Source organism: Frankia sp. Cppng1_Ct_nod (assembly GCF_920656135.1).
In the GTDB taxonomy this organism is placed as follows: domain Bacteria; phylum Actinomycetota; class Actinomycetes; order Frankiales; family Frankiaceae; genus Protofrankia; species Protofrankia meridionalis.
The window spans coordinates 46,850-61,524 of record NZ_CAKKTK010000005.1; the positions used below are offsets into that span (position 1 = coordinate 46,850).

Genomic DNA, 14,675 nt, shown 5'->3' on the forward strand with positions numbered 1-14,675 from the left:
AACCGCCACCGGTCGCGTACTTTACGACAGGCGCCTACTCGGCGCGAAACTCAATAGCAGCAGCATCGATGCGGGCGGCGCGTAGCCGCTCAAGAACGCTCATCCGAAGCGAGTCGGGAGCGCGCTCCCCCCCACACCTACGGGCAACGAGCAACTTCACCTCGTGTTCGACACCGAACTCACGCAGGCAGGGAGAGCATTCGTCCAGATGTGAACGAATCAGGTGCTTATGGTCGAAATCAATCTCACCATCGAGATAGAGATAGACCGCCTCCAGTACCTTCCGGCAGTCGATCGCGTGCGGGTCCCCACAACTCACGATCCACCGCCATCGACATCGGTGCTGCCGGTGCGGACCAGGCCCCGCTCCAGGGCGTAGTGCCCGAGAGCTGTACGCAGGCCACGACGGCCACGGTGCAGACGCGACATCACGGTGCCTATCGGAGTACCCATGATTTCCGCGATCTCTTTGTAGGCGAAGCCCTCGACGTCCGCAAGGTAGACCGCTATGCGGAAGTCCTCGGGCAGTGCCTGCAGAGCATCCTTGATGTCGCTGTCCGGCAGATGCTCCAGCGCCTCGGCCTCGGCGCTCTTCAACCCGCTCGACGTGTGCGACTCGGCTTCGGCGAGTTGCCAGTCCTCGACCTGTTCGGTAGGACTCTGCAGCGGCTGGCGCTGCCGCTTGCGGTAGGTGTTGATGAACGTGTTCGTCAGGATGCGGTAGAGCCAGGCCTTGAGATTCGTACCTTCCTGGAACTGGTGGAACGCCGCGAAGGCCTTCACAAAGGTCTCCTGGACCAGATCCTCGGCATCAGCGGGGTTCCGCGTCATCCTCAGCGCCGCCGCATACAACTGATCGAGGTAAGGCAGGGCATCGTGCTCGAACCGGCTACCCCGCTCTTCGGTCGTCTCGTCGACCAGGACCACTCCCTCGTTCATCGGGCCGTCCGCGGAGTACCGGTTCAGGGGCGCACCGCCGACCTCTGCTGCGGACGATACCTCGACAGGCGCATGTTCGCGTGCGGAAAAGCTGCCGGCCACGACGGGACGGGGTACGCCGGGACAACGGTCCCGATCACCTGCGTGACCCTCGGATGACCGTGGTGTCGCCGCGGGCATTGCCTCGGTGTCACCGGCGCGGCATGCCGGCCCGGGCGCGAGATGGGCAGTCATCAAACCTCCGGATGGATGTCCTTGCAGGTTGCGTAACCGTCCGACCCACCGTCGGGATTCCCGCCGGTCCGCCATGGACGACCGTCGGACGCCCGAACCGATCTGGTCCGTGACCGCCATGCCGGGCCGGCAGTCACGGACCGTCCACACCGTCAAGGGCCTGGAGCAACCTGCGATGAATCCAGTCCGCCCCCACCGCCGACGCCTCATTGATCACATCGGCTTCGGTGCGACCGTCCCGGCGGCGGGTCCGCATGGCGTGATCGGCACCGTGTAGGACGTACACCTCGATGTGTCGCGCCGGGTCCGGGTCGGGCATGCCGAACGCGTCACGATCACCCTGCACCACCAGCACCCGAACACCGGCTGCGAGTAGTTCCGGCAACCTCGACGGCCGGTCGGCGGCAGGCACCCCCGGGGACAGGGTTCCACGGGGCGCGAACAGCGGAAATCCGAATGCCACGACCCCCACGGCACCGATCTCTCGAGCACACCGGCAGGCCACCCGCGATCCCATGGAACGGCCGACGAGAACAACAGGACGCGGATGCGGCAACACGCCCATTGCCGTGCGCAGTACCGCGTCCAATCTCGCCGGACGATCCGGCGCACGGCGTCCCGCGACCCGGTACGGCATCTCCAGGCGGGCGACACTCACCCCGGCATCCGGCAGCCGCGCCGCGAGCTCGGACAACACCCCGACATCGGTTCCACTGCCGGCGCCGTGCAGGAGCACGACAAGTCCGATCGGGGTACCTACCGCGGGAACCACAAACATGCGCCCGCCGTCGACCTCCAAGGAGGTCATGTCACCGTTGACCATGGAGATCTGTCAGACTTCCGGTAAGCCTGTGTGACTTGTTTCGCATCTTCTCCCCTTGAAGGATAGGAAAGGTCCATGCTGCCCCGTCTCGACGCCGAGCCAGATCAGCCGCGCGGACGAACCCCGACCCTCGTCTACGAGGCCCCCATGGACAGCGATGATCCTTACTGGGCGTTCTACGAGGATGTCGCCTCAACCCAGCTGGCCAGCTGGCTACCGCCGACGCAGATCCGGGTTCTCGACGTCTCCGGTCCCCGGACGAGATTCGCCCGCCAGATGGTCGCGGCCGGACATGACGTGGTGCGAGTGGTCCCGTCCACGGATCTCGGCGACCCCCTTACCGGATCCGGCCGGCTTCTTCACGTCGCAGGCGATTCCCGGTCACTCGACTGGTTCGCCCCGGCGAGCTTCGACGCGGTCCTTGCCGAAGGCCGCGCCCTGTCATTCTGCCTGGCCACCGAGACCACCCTCGAAGAGATCTACCGCATGCTGCGCCCTGGGGGGCGACTACTGCTGTGTGTCGACTCGCTCCTGCTGGGGCTCGCCCGGCTCGCCGAACAGCACCGCTGGGCAGAGTTGTCGGACGTGCCACGAGCCGACGTCGTCCTCGTCCCGGCCGAAGACGGGTCCATCACCCGCTGCTTCTGGCCGGAGGAACTGCACGCCCTGCTGACGAGCGCCGGCCTTGACGTCGACTGGATCCGGCCACGCACGGTGCTGTCCGCCGAGGCCGTGACCCGCGCGGTCGCATCGGATGTGTCCTGCTTTCCCACCCTCGTCCGGACCGAGGTCGAGCTTTCCGCCGAGCGTCAAGGCGAATCCATCGGAATACACCTTGTCGCCAGTGCCCGCCGCCCCGACTAGAAAACCGATCACAGCCGAGGCTTCGGGCAGACGTCGCCAGTGCCCGCCGCCCCGACTAGAAAACCGATCACAGCCGAGGCTTCGGGCAGACGTCGCCAGTGCCCGCCGCGGACAACGTCCGGCATGCTGAACTGGTGACCGTCACCACGGATGTACCCATCGATCCCTGGCCGGCTCCGACGGCGGACCGACCTGTCGAGGCGACCGTAACGATGCCCGGCTCCAAATCGGCGACCAACCGGGCGCTGATCCTCGCGGCGATCTCGGACGGGACCAGCCGGCTGACGCGGCCACTGCGGTCGCGTGACACGTTGCTCATGGCAGCCGCACTCGGCGGGCTGGGCGTAGCGGTTGTCGACGACCACGACGACTGGCTGGTCCACGGCCAGTTCCCGCTGCGGCGGGTCCCCGCCGCCCGGATCGACTGCGGCAATGCAGGCACCGTCGCCCGGTTCGCTCCGGCGTTGGCCACGCTGGTCCACGGCGACGTGGTGCTCGACGGCGACCCGCGGATGCGCGACCGTCCGCTTACCCCTCTGCTGGATGCGCTGCGAACCCTCGGCGCGCGCATCGACGGCGACCGGATGCCGTTGACCGTGCACGGCCGGGGATGCCTCGCCGGAGGCGAGGTCACGGTGGACGCGTCCGCGTCCAGCCAGCTCGTCTCCGGGCTGCTGCTCGCGGCACCCCGCTACGATCATGGAGTGACCGTCCGCCATGTCGGCTCCCGGCTACCGTCATGGCCGCATCTGGAGATGACCGTCGCGGCTCTGCGTGCCGCGGGCGCGGCGGTCGAGGCCACGGTCGAGGCCACGGTTGAGACGGAGGTCGTGGGGCCAACGGGCTCAGGCGCGTGCTGGTCGGTCGGTCCAGGCCCGCTGGTGGCCCACGACCACATCATCGAACCCGACATCAGCAGCGCCTCCGCCTTCCTCGCCGCCGCGGCGGCGACCGGTGGCCGGGTCGTGCTCGCCGACTGGCCGGACCGGACCGTTCAACCCGGCCGGATGCTGCCGGACCTTCTGGCCGCCATGGGATGCATGGTCACACATACCGCGGCCGGTCTTGAGGTCCGTGGACCCGGGCGCCTCAACGGGATCGACGTCGATCTCTCCGACTATGGCGAGGCCGCCCCGACTCTCGCCGCCCTCGCCGTCCTCGCGGACTCACCGAGCCGGCTGCGTGGCATCGCGCACCTGCGCCTGCAGGAGACCGACCGTCTCGGCGCGCTCGCGACCGAACTGGGGCGCCTCGGAGCGGCGATCACCGTGACCGACGACGGACTGGCCATCTCCCCCGCCCCGCTCGCCGGCGCCCGCCTCGACCCACGGGCCGACCATCGCCTCGCCATGGCCTACGCGGTCGTGGGGCTCGTCGTACCGGGGGTCCTGATCGACGACATCGCCACTACCGGCAAGACCGTGCCGCAGTTCCCACGGCTGTGGGCCGAGATGCTGGGGATCGGGATGCCGGGCGCTCTAAGATGGTGACCACCTAACCGTGCCTCGAGAGCTTGACGAGGACGACGTCCGGGTTCGGGCCGGACGCGGGTCACGGCCTCGCACCCGGGAACGTCCCGACCATGCCGATGCGCTACCCGCGACCGTGGTCGCGGTCGATCGAGGCCGCTACACCTGTCATGTCACCGGGAAGGCCGTGCTGGTCGCGACGGTCCGCGGCGGTTCACTGCGCCGGACCAGCGTGATCGTCGGCGATGAGGTCACCCTGGTCGGGGACGTCTCCGGCTCGCCCGGCAGCCTCGCCCGGATCGTCGGACGCGGTGAACGCCGCAGCGTGCTGCGCCGCACCGCCGACGACACGGATCCGGTCGAACGCCCGATCGTTGCCAACGCCGACCGGCTTGTCATCGTCTGCGCCCTCGCGGACCCGCCACCGCGAACCGGTTTGATCGACCGATGCCTGGTCGCGGCCTATGACGGGGGCCTTGAACCGGTGCTCTGCCTCACCAAGGCCGATCTCGCGGACGGCTCGGCGCTGCGTGAGCTCTACGCGCCGCTGGGCCTGCCCGTGGTCACCACCCGACCGGACGCGGACCTCGACGGGCTGACCGCGCTGGTGTCCGATCGGGTCTGCGTCCTGTTCGGCCACTCCGGGGTGGGCAAGTCGACGCTGGTCAACCGCCTGGTGCCGGACGCGACCCAGACAATCGGGGTGGTCAACGCGGTGACCGGTCGCGGCCGGCACACCTCGTCCGCGGCGATCGCCCTGCCGGTGCCAGGTGGCGGCTGGGTGGTGGACACCCCGGGGATTCGCTCGTTCGGGCTGGGCGCGGTCGACGCGGGCCGGGTGCTCGCGGCCTTCCCCGACCTTGCGCCGGCCGCGGGTGGCTGCCCGGGTGGCTGCACCCATCGGGCGGACCTCCTCGACTGCGCCCTGGACCGCGCTGTCGAGGAGGGGCACGCGGACCCGGGCCGGCTCGCGAGCCTGCGCCGGCTGCTCGTCGCCCGGTCCGGGGCCGAAACGTCCTAAAGTCACATCAGGCGACGTCTGCCCGCTGCGCCACCGTGGACCGGACGTTTCCGCGAACCGTCCGACGGATCACGAGGACACGGTATATACGGTCCGCCGCGGATATCTCGAACGCGGCTGCCGTCCGGGTACGCTCACCCCGTGACCCGTTCCGCACGAACAGATTCAGATCCGGTTCACGGCGGAGGAGCCACCACCGACGAACACCCGGTTGCTGATGACCTCGCGCTGGCTCTTGTCCTCGCGGACGCCGCCGACGCGATGACCCTGGCCCGATTTCAGGCCGTCGACCTGCGGGTCGAGGCCAAGCCCGACGCCACCCCGGTCACCGACGCCGACACCGCGGTCGAAGCGATGATCCGCGAGCGGCTGGCCGAGGCTCGGCCCGCTGACGCGGTGCTCGGCGAGGAGCAGGGGCTGATCGGTGACGCCCGGCGCCGCTGGGTGGTCGACCCGGTGGACGGCACCAAGAACTTCGTTCGCGGGGTGCCGGTATGGGGGACCCTGCTCGCTCTCGAGATCGACGGTGAGGTCGTCGCCGGTGTGGTCAGCGCACCCGCGATGGGCCGGCGGTGGTGGGCCGCCCGCGGTTTCGGAGCCCACACCCGGACGGCCGTCGGCGAGGTCCGTTCCCTGGGCGTGTCCGCGGTGACAGACCTCAACGACGCCTACCTGTCCTTCGCGTCCGTGGAGAGCTGGTCTGCGGCCGGCCGACTGGCGCCCTTCATGGACCTGGTGGAGGCGGTGTGGCGAACCCGCGCCTTCGGTGACTTCTGGTCGCACATGATGGTCGCCGAGGGCGCTGTCGACCTTGCCTGCGAGCCTGAGGTATCCCTGTGGGACCTTGCCGCCCTCCAGGTGATCGTCGAGGAGGCCGGGGGCACCTTCACCGACCTGACGGGCCGCCGCGGCCCGTCAGGCGGCTCGGTCCTGACGACCAACGGCCGCCTGCACGCGGCGACGCTGGCCATCCTGAACCGCTCCTGAACCGCTCCTGAGCTGGTCCCCGAAGCGGCGTGACCCGGTGACCGGTACGACGCCGCGCCCGATCGGGTTCGCCCACCGGGGCTCACCCGCCCGTTTCCAGCGGGAGAACACCCTGGCGGCCTTCTCCCGGGCGCTCGCGGGCGGCGCCGGCGGGCTTGAGTCGGACGTGTGGCTTACGGCTGACGGCGTCCCGGTGCTGCACCACGACGGCGTCGTCGGACTTCCTCCACGGCGCCGTCGGATCAGCGACACACCCGCGGCAGAGCTGCCGGGTTGGCTTCCGGGTCTCGCCGACCTCTACGCCACCTGTGGTGGCGACTTCGAGCTGAGCCTGGATTTCAAGGATTCGCCTGGGACCGCGCCGTGGGCGGTACGGGCGGCGGTGGACACCGCGCGGGCCGTGGGCGCGCCAGGACGGCTGTGGCTGTGCGGGAACCTCGACGCGATCCGGGAGTGGCGGGCGCTCGACGATTTCGATGACGAGGTGAAGCTGATCAATTCCGGGTCCACAGAGGAGATCGACTCCTGTGGGTACGCGGGTCATGGCGGACTGAAAGCGTATGTACGGGATACGGCGGCCGCCGGCGCCACGGCACTGAACCTGCGTGCCAACGACTGGTCCGCGCAGATGGTGCCGCCGGTCCACGCCCAGGGACTTCTTGCGTTCGGCTGGCATGCCCAGTCATCCCGGACGCTGAACCGTCTTTTGGGATTTGGGCTGGACGGCGTCTACTCCAACCACCTCGGCCGACTTGTTCGCGCCACGGGTCACGAGACAACAATCACGCGCGCACGTCACGTCACGTGATCAAAAAACAACGGTCAATCATCATCGACAGGCAATGGTCGGCACAAAACCATGGTCGGGCACTGCGATCCGAACTTCGGTGTCATCGCAATCCGCCTTGCTGCGCAGGGTAACCATCCTGACGCATTGGCGTAGCTTCGCTACTCCCCCGTAGCGCCTTGATGAACCGTACGGGACCCCACCCGCATTCGCGTCGCCGAAAGTGCTTATTTCATGACACCCACACCCTGGTGAACGGTTCAGTCCTCGGTAGCCACTTTCAGCATCTGCGGTGGAAATCCTGTCCGTTCCGCAACATGTTCGACAGAGTAACCCTGCTGTACCAGGTCACGGGCCTGCTCAAGGGTCCAGCCACGACCGGGATCAACCCGGCGGACGATGACCTCACTTGCCTGACGACGCTCTTCCGGCCAGCTCAGACGCGCACGACGTGCCAACGGTCGACCTCCGATATATCTCTGACTTCAGTTACTACAACGAGGATAGGCCACATTGGCACACCTGTGCCCGGTGAACTCCACGATAGCGGCCCACCGCATCCCAATGCGATAGCGGGTTGGAACATAGAAGTGGCATCTGTCTCGACAGCCCGGCGCGATGGCCGCTCTGGTGGGATGAGCCGGGTATCATGCGTGACTGTCAGTGGACACGAAGTCAGCGGACGCGAAGTCAACCGACCCACGGTTGTTGTTAGCTCCCGAGAACACCACGGCTTCTGGCCAGTATGAACCATTGCCGAGACACCTCGAACAGGGCCCTCCGCCGACCCCACCGATGGTCGGCCCCCCGCACCCACACCGAGTTCTCGGCATCTTCGCCGCCGGCTTCACCTTCTTCATCTCGGCTCCTGCGAGTCTCCCCCTTTCCGGGAGCGGACGTCGACCGGACCACCCGCGGCGGTGACCAGCCTGGCCCGTCCTCCAGCGGCGGCCGGCGACGCCCGACGGCCCCGACCATGGACGGACTGCTGGTCCGCCCGTCCCCTTGAGCGCATCAGGTCCCGCCACTGCCGGGCGGAGTACGTTGCCGGGCGCGTCGAGGACAGAAAGTCCTCCAGCACCATCCGAAAACGCTCCGGATCGCTGCGGTGCGGGAAATGCCCGGCGTCCTCAAAGATCTCCAGACGGCTGCCCGGCATCGCGGCATGCGCGATCCGTGCGTGTTCCAGCGGAATCACGGCGTCGTGCGCACCCCAGATGATCATTGACGGCATTCCGGCCGCGAGATAACAACGGTCCAACATCGTGATTGCCTGCCCGTGCCCGTCCACCGACGTCCGCAACGTCCGCAGGAATGCCTTCCGCGCGGTGTCCACATGCAGGGCGTCGAATGTCCGCATCAGGTCGTCGGCGTCCCGCCCCAGATCGGTGTGCAGCCACCGCAACGTCCGGGTTGACCGCCAAGGGTGCGGATCGAGGTGAGCTTGCCCGCCTTGGCCCACCTGGTCACTGTCTTTGGGTCAACCCGGAACATGGTCGCTACTTCTGCGGGCGTCAGCAGCGGCTCAGCGTCCGGTGTTCTCGTCGTCATTGTGTTGGCCTCCCGTCACAGAGCGTCGCTCCGTCCCATACAGATCGTGCATCCTTCGGGGGCATTTCGGACATGGCACGTCGGGACCATCTGCTGACTAGTCACATGACGTCCGAAGCGAGCAAGCACGCTCAGTTAGCAGTTCCAAACTGTCAGCTTGCCGACTCTCGCACCTGAAGCGGTCTCCATCGGTTCAGGACACGCTCATACGCCGCAACCGCGACATCTGTTCGCCCTCGGCGTAACGCGCCGACCGCCTCGTCCAGGTCTTCCACCGAGGTATCGCTACGCAGCGCCTCGTCGTCCAGGAGGTCGACGATCCCCCCGTAGTCGAGTTCGATCCGGCTGTGTGGGTGGAAATCCTCCAGCCAATGCCGGAGCTCGACCAGACCGTCGACACCCGGCGAGTCCGGAGCCGTGCGGCGAAGTTCGCCAAGCGCCTCCAGAGCCCGCCCCACCCGCCGCCGGGCGAGGTTCATCGATGTCCGGTAGGACAGCGACCGGTCCGCCGTGTCGCCGGTGATCAGCATGCGCTCCGACGGGTCGAACAGGACGAACCACGGTGGTGGCACGATCCAGGTGCACGTCTGGACGTAGACCTTCAGGTCCGGGCGCCGAGCTCGCCAACGGTCGAGTTCGCTCTCGGCCGGATCGGCGAGACGCCGCGGGATGAACGCCTCCGCCACCCGCTCCGGCAGTTCACCGCGGAACTCCATCGCGGCCTGCCACACGCGCAGTTGGGTGTACCAGGGGCAGACGAACAACAGACCGTCCGCCATCTGGATGAAGGCCGACTCGTCCGCGACGTCCAGCGACGGGCGGATGGTCGCGACCAGAGCGACGACCCGCTCCCGGCGCGCACCGGCACGGCGGGTCGGCACACCACCCTTGGCCGCGTACCGCTCCCAGCGAAGCCGCTCAGCCGCCGGGAAGGCCGCCAGCGGTTCGTACACCCGCAAGTAGGCCGCCGGACTCACGACAGGCGCCACGGACAGATCCTGGCACGTCGGATGCGCCAGGGGGCTACCGCGGGCCCCTTGCCGACGCCGGACCACCGGTTCGAACCCGGCAGTCCACGGCAACACCAACAAGCAATCATCGCTATCACACCGGACCTATGGATACGTTGCGGACGCCGGTCACGCCCGCCTGTCTGCTCCCACGTACCCGACAACGCACATGTAACCGACAACGCACATGTAACCGACAACACGTATGTACCCGACAACGCACACGTCCCCGACGAAGGGAGCCCCAACGGTGCCGTCCGTCTTCAGTTCCGGCTCGCAACACGAGCAGGTGGTGTTCTGCATGGACCACGCCAGCGGACTGCGTGCGATCATCGCGATCTACTCGACGGCTCTCGGCCCGGCACTCGGGGGGACCCGGTTCCACCCATACGCCGACGAGGACACCGCCCTGCTCGACGCCCTCGCTCTGTCGAAGGCCATGGCGTACAAGGCCGCCTGCGCCGGTCTGGACCTCGGGGGCGGCAAGGCCGTCATCCTCGGCGACCCCGACCGCGACAAATCCGAGTCCCTGCTGCGCGCCTATGGACGCTTCGTGGCCTCCCTCAACGGCCGTTACATCACCGCCTGCGATGTAGGCACGTACGTCGAGGACATGGACGTCGTCGCCCGCGAGTCTCGATGGGTGACCGGACGGTCGCCCGAGCACGGTGGTTCGGGCGACTCCGGCGTCCTGACCGCCTCCGGCGTGTTTGCCGGGATGCGGGCCTGCGCCCAGCACCTGTGGGGCTCACCGTCACTCGCCGGCCGCCGCATCGCCGTCGCCGGGGTCGGAAAAGTCGGTCGGCGCCTGGTGGGCCACCTGGTCGCCGACGGCGCATCCGTGGTCGCCGCGGACGTCAACCGGGCAGCCCTGGACCGGCTGCACGCGCAGCACCCGGACGTCGAGCTGCGCACCGACCCCGACACGCTCATCAGAGCCGATGTGGAGGTGTACTCCCCATGTGCGCTCGGTGGGGTGCTCACCCCGCAAACAGTGGGTGCCCTGCGCGCGCGCATCGTGTGTGGCGGGGCTAACAACCAGCTCGCCGGCACAGGCGTGGACGAGCAGCTGGCCTCGGCGGGCATCCTCTACGCACCGGACTTCGTGGTCAACGCCGGTGGCCTCATCCAGGTCGCTGATGAGATCGAGGGCTACTCGCACGAACGGGCTCAGGCCAAGGCCAGCCGCATCTTTGCCACGACACTGGACGTTCTCGCCCTCGCGGAGCAGACCGGGGTGACCTCCGTCGTCGCCGCGACCCGGCTTGCCGAGCGCCGGATGACCGAGATCGGGCAGCTACGGAAAATCCTCATCCCATGACTATGGGAGACCGATTTCGGATTTCGATCTGTGATTCAGATCACGCATCGCTCACCACGATCGCCCTGCGGCCCGATAACTGTCGGGTTGGCGTGCCGAGGAGCCCGCGATCCCTGTAGTCTCTGGAGGCACGAGATAACGAGAGCACCGGGGCGGGTCCCCGTCGTCATGTTCGAGGGGGTCGAGCCATGGGGCGCGGCCGAGCGAAGGCCAAGCAGACGAAAGTCGCCCGCGAGCTCAAGTACAACTCGCCCAACATGGACCTTGATCGGCTGAAAGCCGATCTGGGTGCCGGTAGTGCGCGAGAAGACACCGCGGACGATTCGTACTCAGATGATCCCTACGAGTACGACTACGCCGACGAGGACGACGACACCGGTCGGCGGTAGCAGTAATGGCAGTGGCAACAAGGGCAGCAAACCCGCCAGAACGCAGACATGGTTGCAGGTCTGCGGGCTCCACACCATCGCCAGGGACTGTCTCCTGGAGGTTGGCGAGCGCTACCGGGGTTCCTACCGCGTCGCGAAGCGACGTGGTAGGCCCTGATCCAGGCGGCGAGCCGGCAAGGTGGAGGAGGTCCGGATAGCAGTGTTCCATCCGGACCGACGACAACACAGCCGGACGTCGTCTGGGCGTGGTAGGTCCCCGTAAAGATCCGGGGGACACGCCGTGGCGTGGCGTGATGTTCGACGTCGTCGACTACTTCCCTCGCGCCGTTGTCGACTGTGGACCCTGATGCCGAACGTGATCCACCGATTGCGCCGACCCTCATGTGGCCTATGGCACGATGCGTGTCGCTCGCGCCAACCCTCCCGGTCGGTACGGACTCGACCGATACACGTGGCAGACTGGCGGAGTCGCATCGCTGTCGGACCTCGTCCGGCCGACACCTGATGCCGACCGTTCTGTCCAAGTAGGTCTCGACCAGAGCGTGTGAGCCTACGAGAAGGCTACTGACGGGCATCGGTGTGTTGCCCGCAAGGTCGAGACGGGGGCCGGCCACATGTCCACGAAGCCGCCGTCCGCCCCCCGGGAACCATTCGACGGTGCTACCCAAGGTAGCGGCAGGTTCCGCTGTTCTCGCACGCCCTCGGCGCTTCGCCGCATGGTTTCCCTCACATCCGTCGCGACCGTGACCATGATTGTGATCGTGACGGCGGGCCTTGCGGCACACAGCGATCGGCCCGTCTTGGAGGCCTTCGCCCTGGCCTTACCGGTGCTGGCACTCGGCCAGCTACCCATGGTGGTCCGCCGTGCCGGCGGAACCAAGGAGTGCCTGGACCTCGGGGAGGCCTCCCTGATCATTGCGCTCGCCCTGGTACCGGGCCCGTGGGTCGTACTGCTCAGCCTTCCTGCAGCCCTCGCCCCGCGCCTCGCCGTTGGACGCAGGCCACGCCGGGCGCTGTTGCGGACAGCTGTGGTCACCACGAGCACGGGGATCGGCGTCCTGGCCGCATCCGCGATCGCGGGGGGCCGTGACCCACTGGTGATGTTCCCGGACGTACGAGCGTTCGCCGCGGCGGCCGTCGCGGCCGCCGCCTACGCGGTGTCGACCCGGATTCCGCCCAGATACTGGTTTTTCCGCGCCGGCGGAGGTCCGGAAGATCTCGAGACTCCGCGGTTCCCGTCAGCGGTCGCCAACACCGCGCTCGGCCTGGCAGTGGTCGTCGTCGGGTACACCAGCCCGCTCGCCCTGCCTGTGCTTCCGCTCGCCGCGGCTGGCCTGGGCATCCTCTACCGGCTCAAACTGCGGTCGTTGGAGGAACACAGCCACTGGAACGAGATCAACGCCATGTCACACGAGCTCATCCACGGGGACGAACTCGCGATCATCGAGATCGCCGGACGCGGCGCGGCAACGCTCTTCGAAACGGACTACCCCACCCTGACCGTGTGGCCTCCCCCGCAGGCATCCATGGATACCCGGCCAGCCATGGACACCCGGCCGCCATTGGATACCTTGACCGCGTTGGACACCGCGACGGCAACCGACATCCCAGCGACAACCGACGCCCCGACGGCGGGCAATCGGCGCCCGAGGCAGGAACCGACAGCACCGGGCCGCCGCCCCCGCCGACTGTCGCGTCGAGTCCGGGAGGTCACCACCCCGCTCCTCGCGGGTGAGCAGCAGATCGGCGTCCTCACGTTGACCTTCGACCGAGCTGTGGTCTGGCATGAGCATGAGGACCAGGTGCTGGCCGCTTTCACCCATGCGGTCTCCCGCGCCCTTGTGCACGCCCGGTTGGATGCTCGCACCCGCAGGCAGGCACAGGAACAGGCCCATGACGCCGGACACGACTGGCTGACCGGACTCGGCAACCGCCGGCTGTTGATGACCAGGGCCGCCGCCGAGCTCGAACGGCAGGCACTCGCAGGTGGATGCACCGGCCTTCTCATGATCGACCTTGACCGCTTCAAGATTATAAATGACACCCTCGGACACAGCGCCGGTGACCGTGTGCTCCAGGCCATCGCCGAACGGCTACGCCGCAGTGTCCGAGACGATGACGTGGTCGCGCGGTTCGGCGGTGACGAGTTCGCCGTTCTCGTCACCGGTATCGACAATCCCGGTCAGGCTGAAACGGTCGCCGCCGAACTGGCCGACGTGCTCTGCCGCGACGTCGTCCTGGACGGTATGCCGCTCGCGGTCGAGGCCTCCGTCGGCCTCGCCTGCTACCCGGACGACGGCATCACCGGCGAAGAACTGCTGCAACACGCCGACATCGCCATGTACCAGGCAAAACATTCCCACCCCCGGTGGCGGCGGTTCGATGGCGACGACGACTCCTCGCTCGAACGTCTCGCACTCATCGCGGAACTACGGTCCGCAATCAACGGGAACGAGCTGGTACTCAACTACCAGCCCCAGGTCGAGCTCCGGACAGGTCGGATCAGCGGCGTCGAGGCGCTCGTCCGTTGGAACCACCCGCGGCGGGGGATGCTCACCCCCGAGACGTTCGTGCCCGCGGTCGAACAGTCCGGGCTGGTGCAGGACTTCACCAGGGTGATCCTGGAGCAGGCGCTGGTAGCCTGTGCCGGCTGGCGGGCCAGCGGTTTCGACCTCACACTGTCGGTGAACCTCTCGGCCCGCAACCTCCTCAACACCGAACTTCCAGGAGAAGTCGCCAAGCTGCTGGTGAAGCACAACGTCCCGGCGTCCGCGCTCACCCTGGAGATCACCGAGACCGCGATGATGGCGGACAAGCGGATGGCCCACGGGCTGCTGGCCCGGCTCCGGGAGATCGGCGTCCGAATCGCGGTCGATGACTTCGGCACCGGATTCTCGTCCCTGACCCTGCTACAGGAGCGTGTGCTCGACGAGGTCAAGGTGGATCAGAGCTTCGTCCGCAAGCTGCTGGTCGAACAGAGCGACGCGGCGATCGTCGCAGCCACGATCCACCTCGCGCACACCCACAACCTGCGGGTGGTGGCCGAGGGTGTGGAGACCGTCGAGCTGATGGAGGCGCTGGCCGCATTGCACTGCGACTTCGCGCAGGGCCTGCACATCGGCGCGGCGATGCCGCTGACGGAGCTGACCAGCCGACTGCGGGACACCGCGTCCGCCCCGCAGCTGGCCGTCGGCACGAACGCTCGAATCCTGCCGCTTCGCCGTCGCCGCCCCACCAGCCCCGCCTGAGCCCGCTCGACGACACACGGGATCGGCACACG

13 protein-coding genes and 1 pseudogene are annotated in these 14,675 nt (G+C 67.8%); 8 read left to right on the forward strand and 6 right to left on the reverse strand.

The genetic code is table 11. From position 1 onward, the window contains the following. Nucleotides 1-34 precede the first annotated feature (34 nt). The 3 genes from rsrA to NBW77_RS02985 form a co-directional block, all read right to left on the reverse strand. On the reverse strand, nucleotides 35-319 hold the full coding sequence (gene rsrA / locus NBW77_RS02975; RefSeq protein ID WP_131745556.1) for a mycothiol system anti-sigma-R factor: 285 nt from the start codon (nucleotides 317-319) through the stop codon (nucleotides 35-37). Next, nucleotides 316-1,119: a sigma-70 family RNA polymerase sigma factor gene (locus NBW77_RS02980; RefSeq protein ID WP_502799427.1), complete on the reverse strand. Its 804-nt coding sequence runs from the start codon at nucleotides 1,117-1,119 to the stop codon at nucleotides 316-318. Before NBW77_RS02980 ends, rsrA begins: the two co-directional genes overlap by 4 nt. A gap of 187 nt (nucleotides 1,120-1,306) precedes the next feature. Further along, nucleotides 1,307-1,981, reverse strand: a complete 675-nt coding sequence (locus tag NBW77_RS02985) for an alpha/beta hydrolase family protein (protein ID WP_349816947.1) — start codon at nucleotides 1,979-1,981, stop codon at nucleotides 1,307-1,309. Between the two features lie 90 nt (nucleotides 1,982-2,071). Between NBW77_RS02985 and NBW77_RS02990 the strand changes: the two genes are divergently transcribed. The 5 genes from NBW77_RS02990 (at nucleotide 2,072) to NBW77_RS03010 (ending at nucleotide 7,145) form a co-directional block, all read left to right on the forward strand. After that, the gene (locus tag NBW77_RS02990; protein WP_131745555.1) at nucleotides 2,072-2,860 is read left to right on the forward strand and encodes a methyltransferase domain-containing protein; all 789 of its coding nucleotides are present in this window, start codon (nucleotides 2,072-2,074) and stop codon (nucleotides 2,858-2,860) included. Between the two features lie 134 nt (nucleotides 2,861-2,994). Next, on the forward strand, nucleotides 2,995-4,350 hold the full coding sequence (gene aroA / locus NBW77_RS02995; RefSeq protein WP_131745597.1) for a 3-phosphoshikimate 1-carboxyvinyltransferase: 1,356 nt from the start codon (nucleotides 2,995-2,997) through the stop codon (nucleotides 4,348-4,350). A gap of 10 nt (nucleotides 4,351-4,360) precedes the next feature. Beyond that, nucleotides 4,361-5,350 carry a ribosome small subunit-dependent GTPase A gene (gene rsgA, locus NBW77_RS03000; protein ID WP_131745554.1) on the forward strand — a complete coding sequence of 330 codons (990 nt, stop codon included), beginning with the start codon at nucleotides 4,361-4,363 and terminating at the stop codon, nucleotides 5,348-5,350. A 228-nt stretch (nucleotides 5,351-5,578) separates the two neighbouring features. After that, nucleotides 5,579-6,337, forward strand: coding sequence for a histidinol-phosphatase (hisN, locus tag NBW77_RS03005; RefSeq protein WP_284346879.1), 759 nt, complete (start codon nucleotides 5,579-5,581; stop codon nucleotides 6,335-6,337). Nucleotides 6,338-6,374: 37 nt separating this feature from the next. Next, nucleotides 6,375-7,145 (forward strand): glycerophosphodiester phosphodiesterase, encoded by a 771-nt coding sequence (locus NBW77_RS03010; protein WP_131745552.1) that lies wholly within the window; start codon nucleotides 6,375-6,377, stop codon nucleotides 7,143-7,145. 835 nt (nucleotides 7,146-7,980) lie between these two features. Here NBW77_RS03010 and NBW77_RS03015 read toward each other — a convergent pair. The 3 genes and pseudogenes from NBW77_RS03015 to NBW77_RS03025 form a co-directional block, all read right to left on the reverse strand. Continuing rightward, entirely contained in the window at nucleotides 7,981-8,529 is a 549-nt protein-coding gene (locus NBW77_RS03015; RefSeq protein ID WP_502799426.1) for an alpha/beta fold hydrolase, read from the reverse strand. An 11-nt stretch (nucleotides 8,530-8,540) separates the two neighbouring features. Continuing rightward, a pseudogene (bldC, locus tag NBW77_RS03020) lies at nucleotides 8,541-8,675 on the reverse strand (developmental transcriptional regulator BldC); the annotation flags it as partial. Between the two features lie 152 nt (nucleotides 8,676-8,827). Then, nucleotides 8,828-9,664, reverse strand: coding sequence for a DUF8083 family protein (locus NBW77_RS03025; protein WP_250279245.1), 837 nt, complete (start codon nucleotides 9,662-9,664; stop codon nucleotides 8,828-8,830). A 271-nt stretch (nucleotides 9,665-9,935) separates the two neighbouring features. On the opposite strand from NBW77_RS03025, the gene NBW77_RS03030 reads away from it, so the two are divergent. From NBW77_RS03030 to NBW77_RS03040, 3 genes are all read left to right on the forward strand, one after another. Then, nucleotides 9,936-11,006 carry a Glu/Leu/Phe/Val family dehydrogenase gene (locus NBW77_RS03030; protein ID WP_242605474.1) on the forward strand — a complete coding sequence of 357 codons (1,071 nt, stop codon included), beginning with the start codon at nucleotides 9,936-9,938 and terminating at the stop codon, nucleotides 11,004-11,006. Between the two features lie 188 nt (nucleotides 11,007-11,194). Then, nucleotides 11,195-11,395: a DUF3073 domain-containing protein gene (locus NBW77_RS03035; RefSeq protein ID WP_131744707.1), complete on the forward strand. Its 201-nt coding sequence runs from the start codon at nucleotides 11,195-11,197 to the stop codon at nucleotides 11,393-11,395. 716 nt (nucleotides 11,396-12,111) lie between these two features. Next, nucleotides 12,112-14,643 carry a putative bifunctional diguanylate cyclase/phosphodiesterase gene (locus tag NBW77_RS03040; RefSeq protein ID WP_165485725.1) on the forward strand — a complete coding sequence of 844 codons (2,532 nt, stop codon included), beginning with the start codon at nucleotides 12,112-12,114 and terminating at the stop codon, nucleotides 14,641-14,643. The last annotated feature ends 32 nt before the right edge of the window (nucleotides 14,644-14,675 follow it).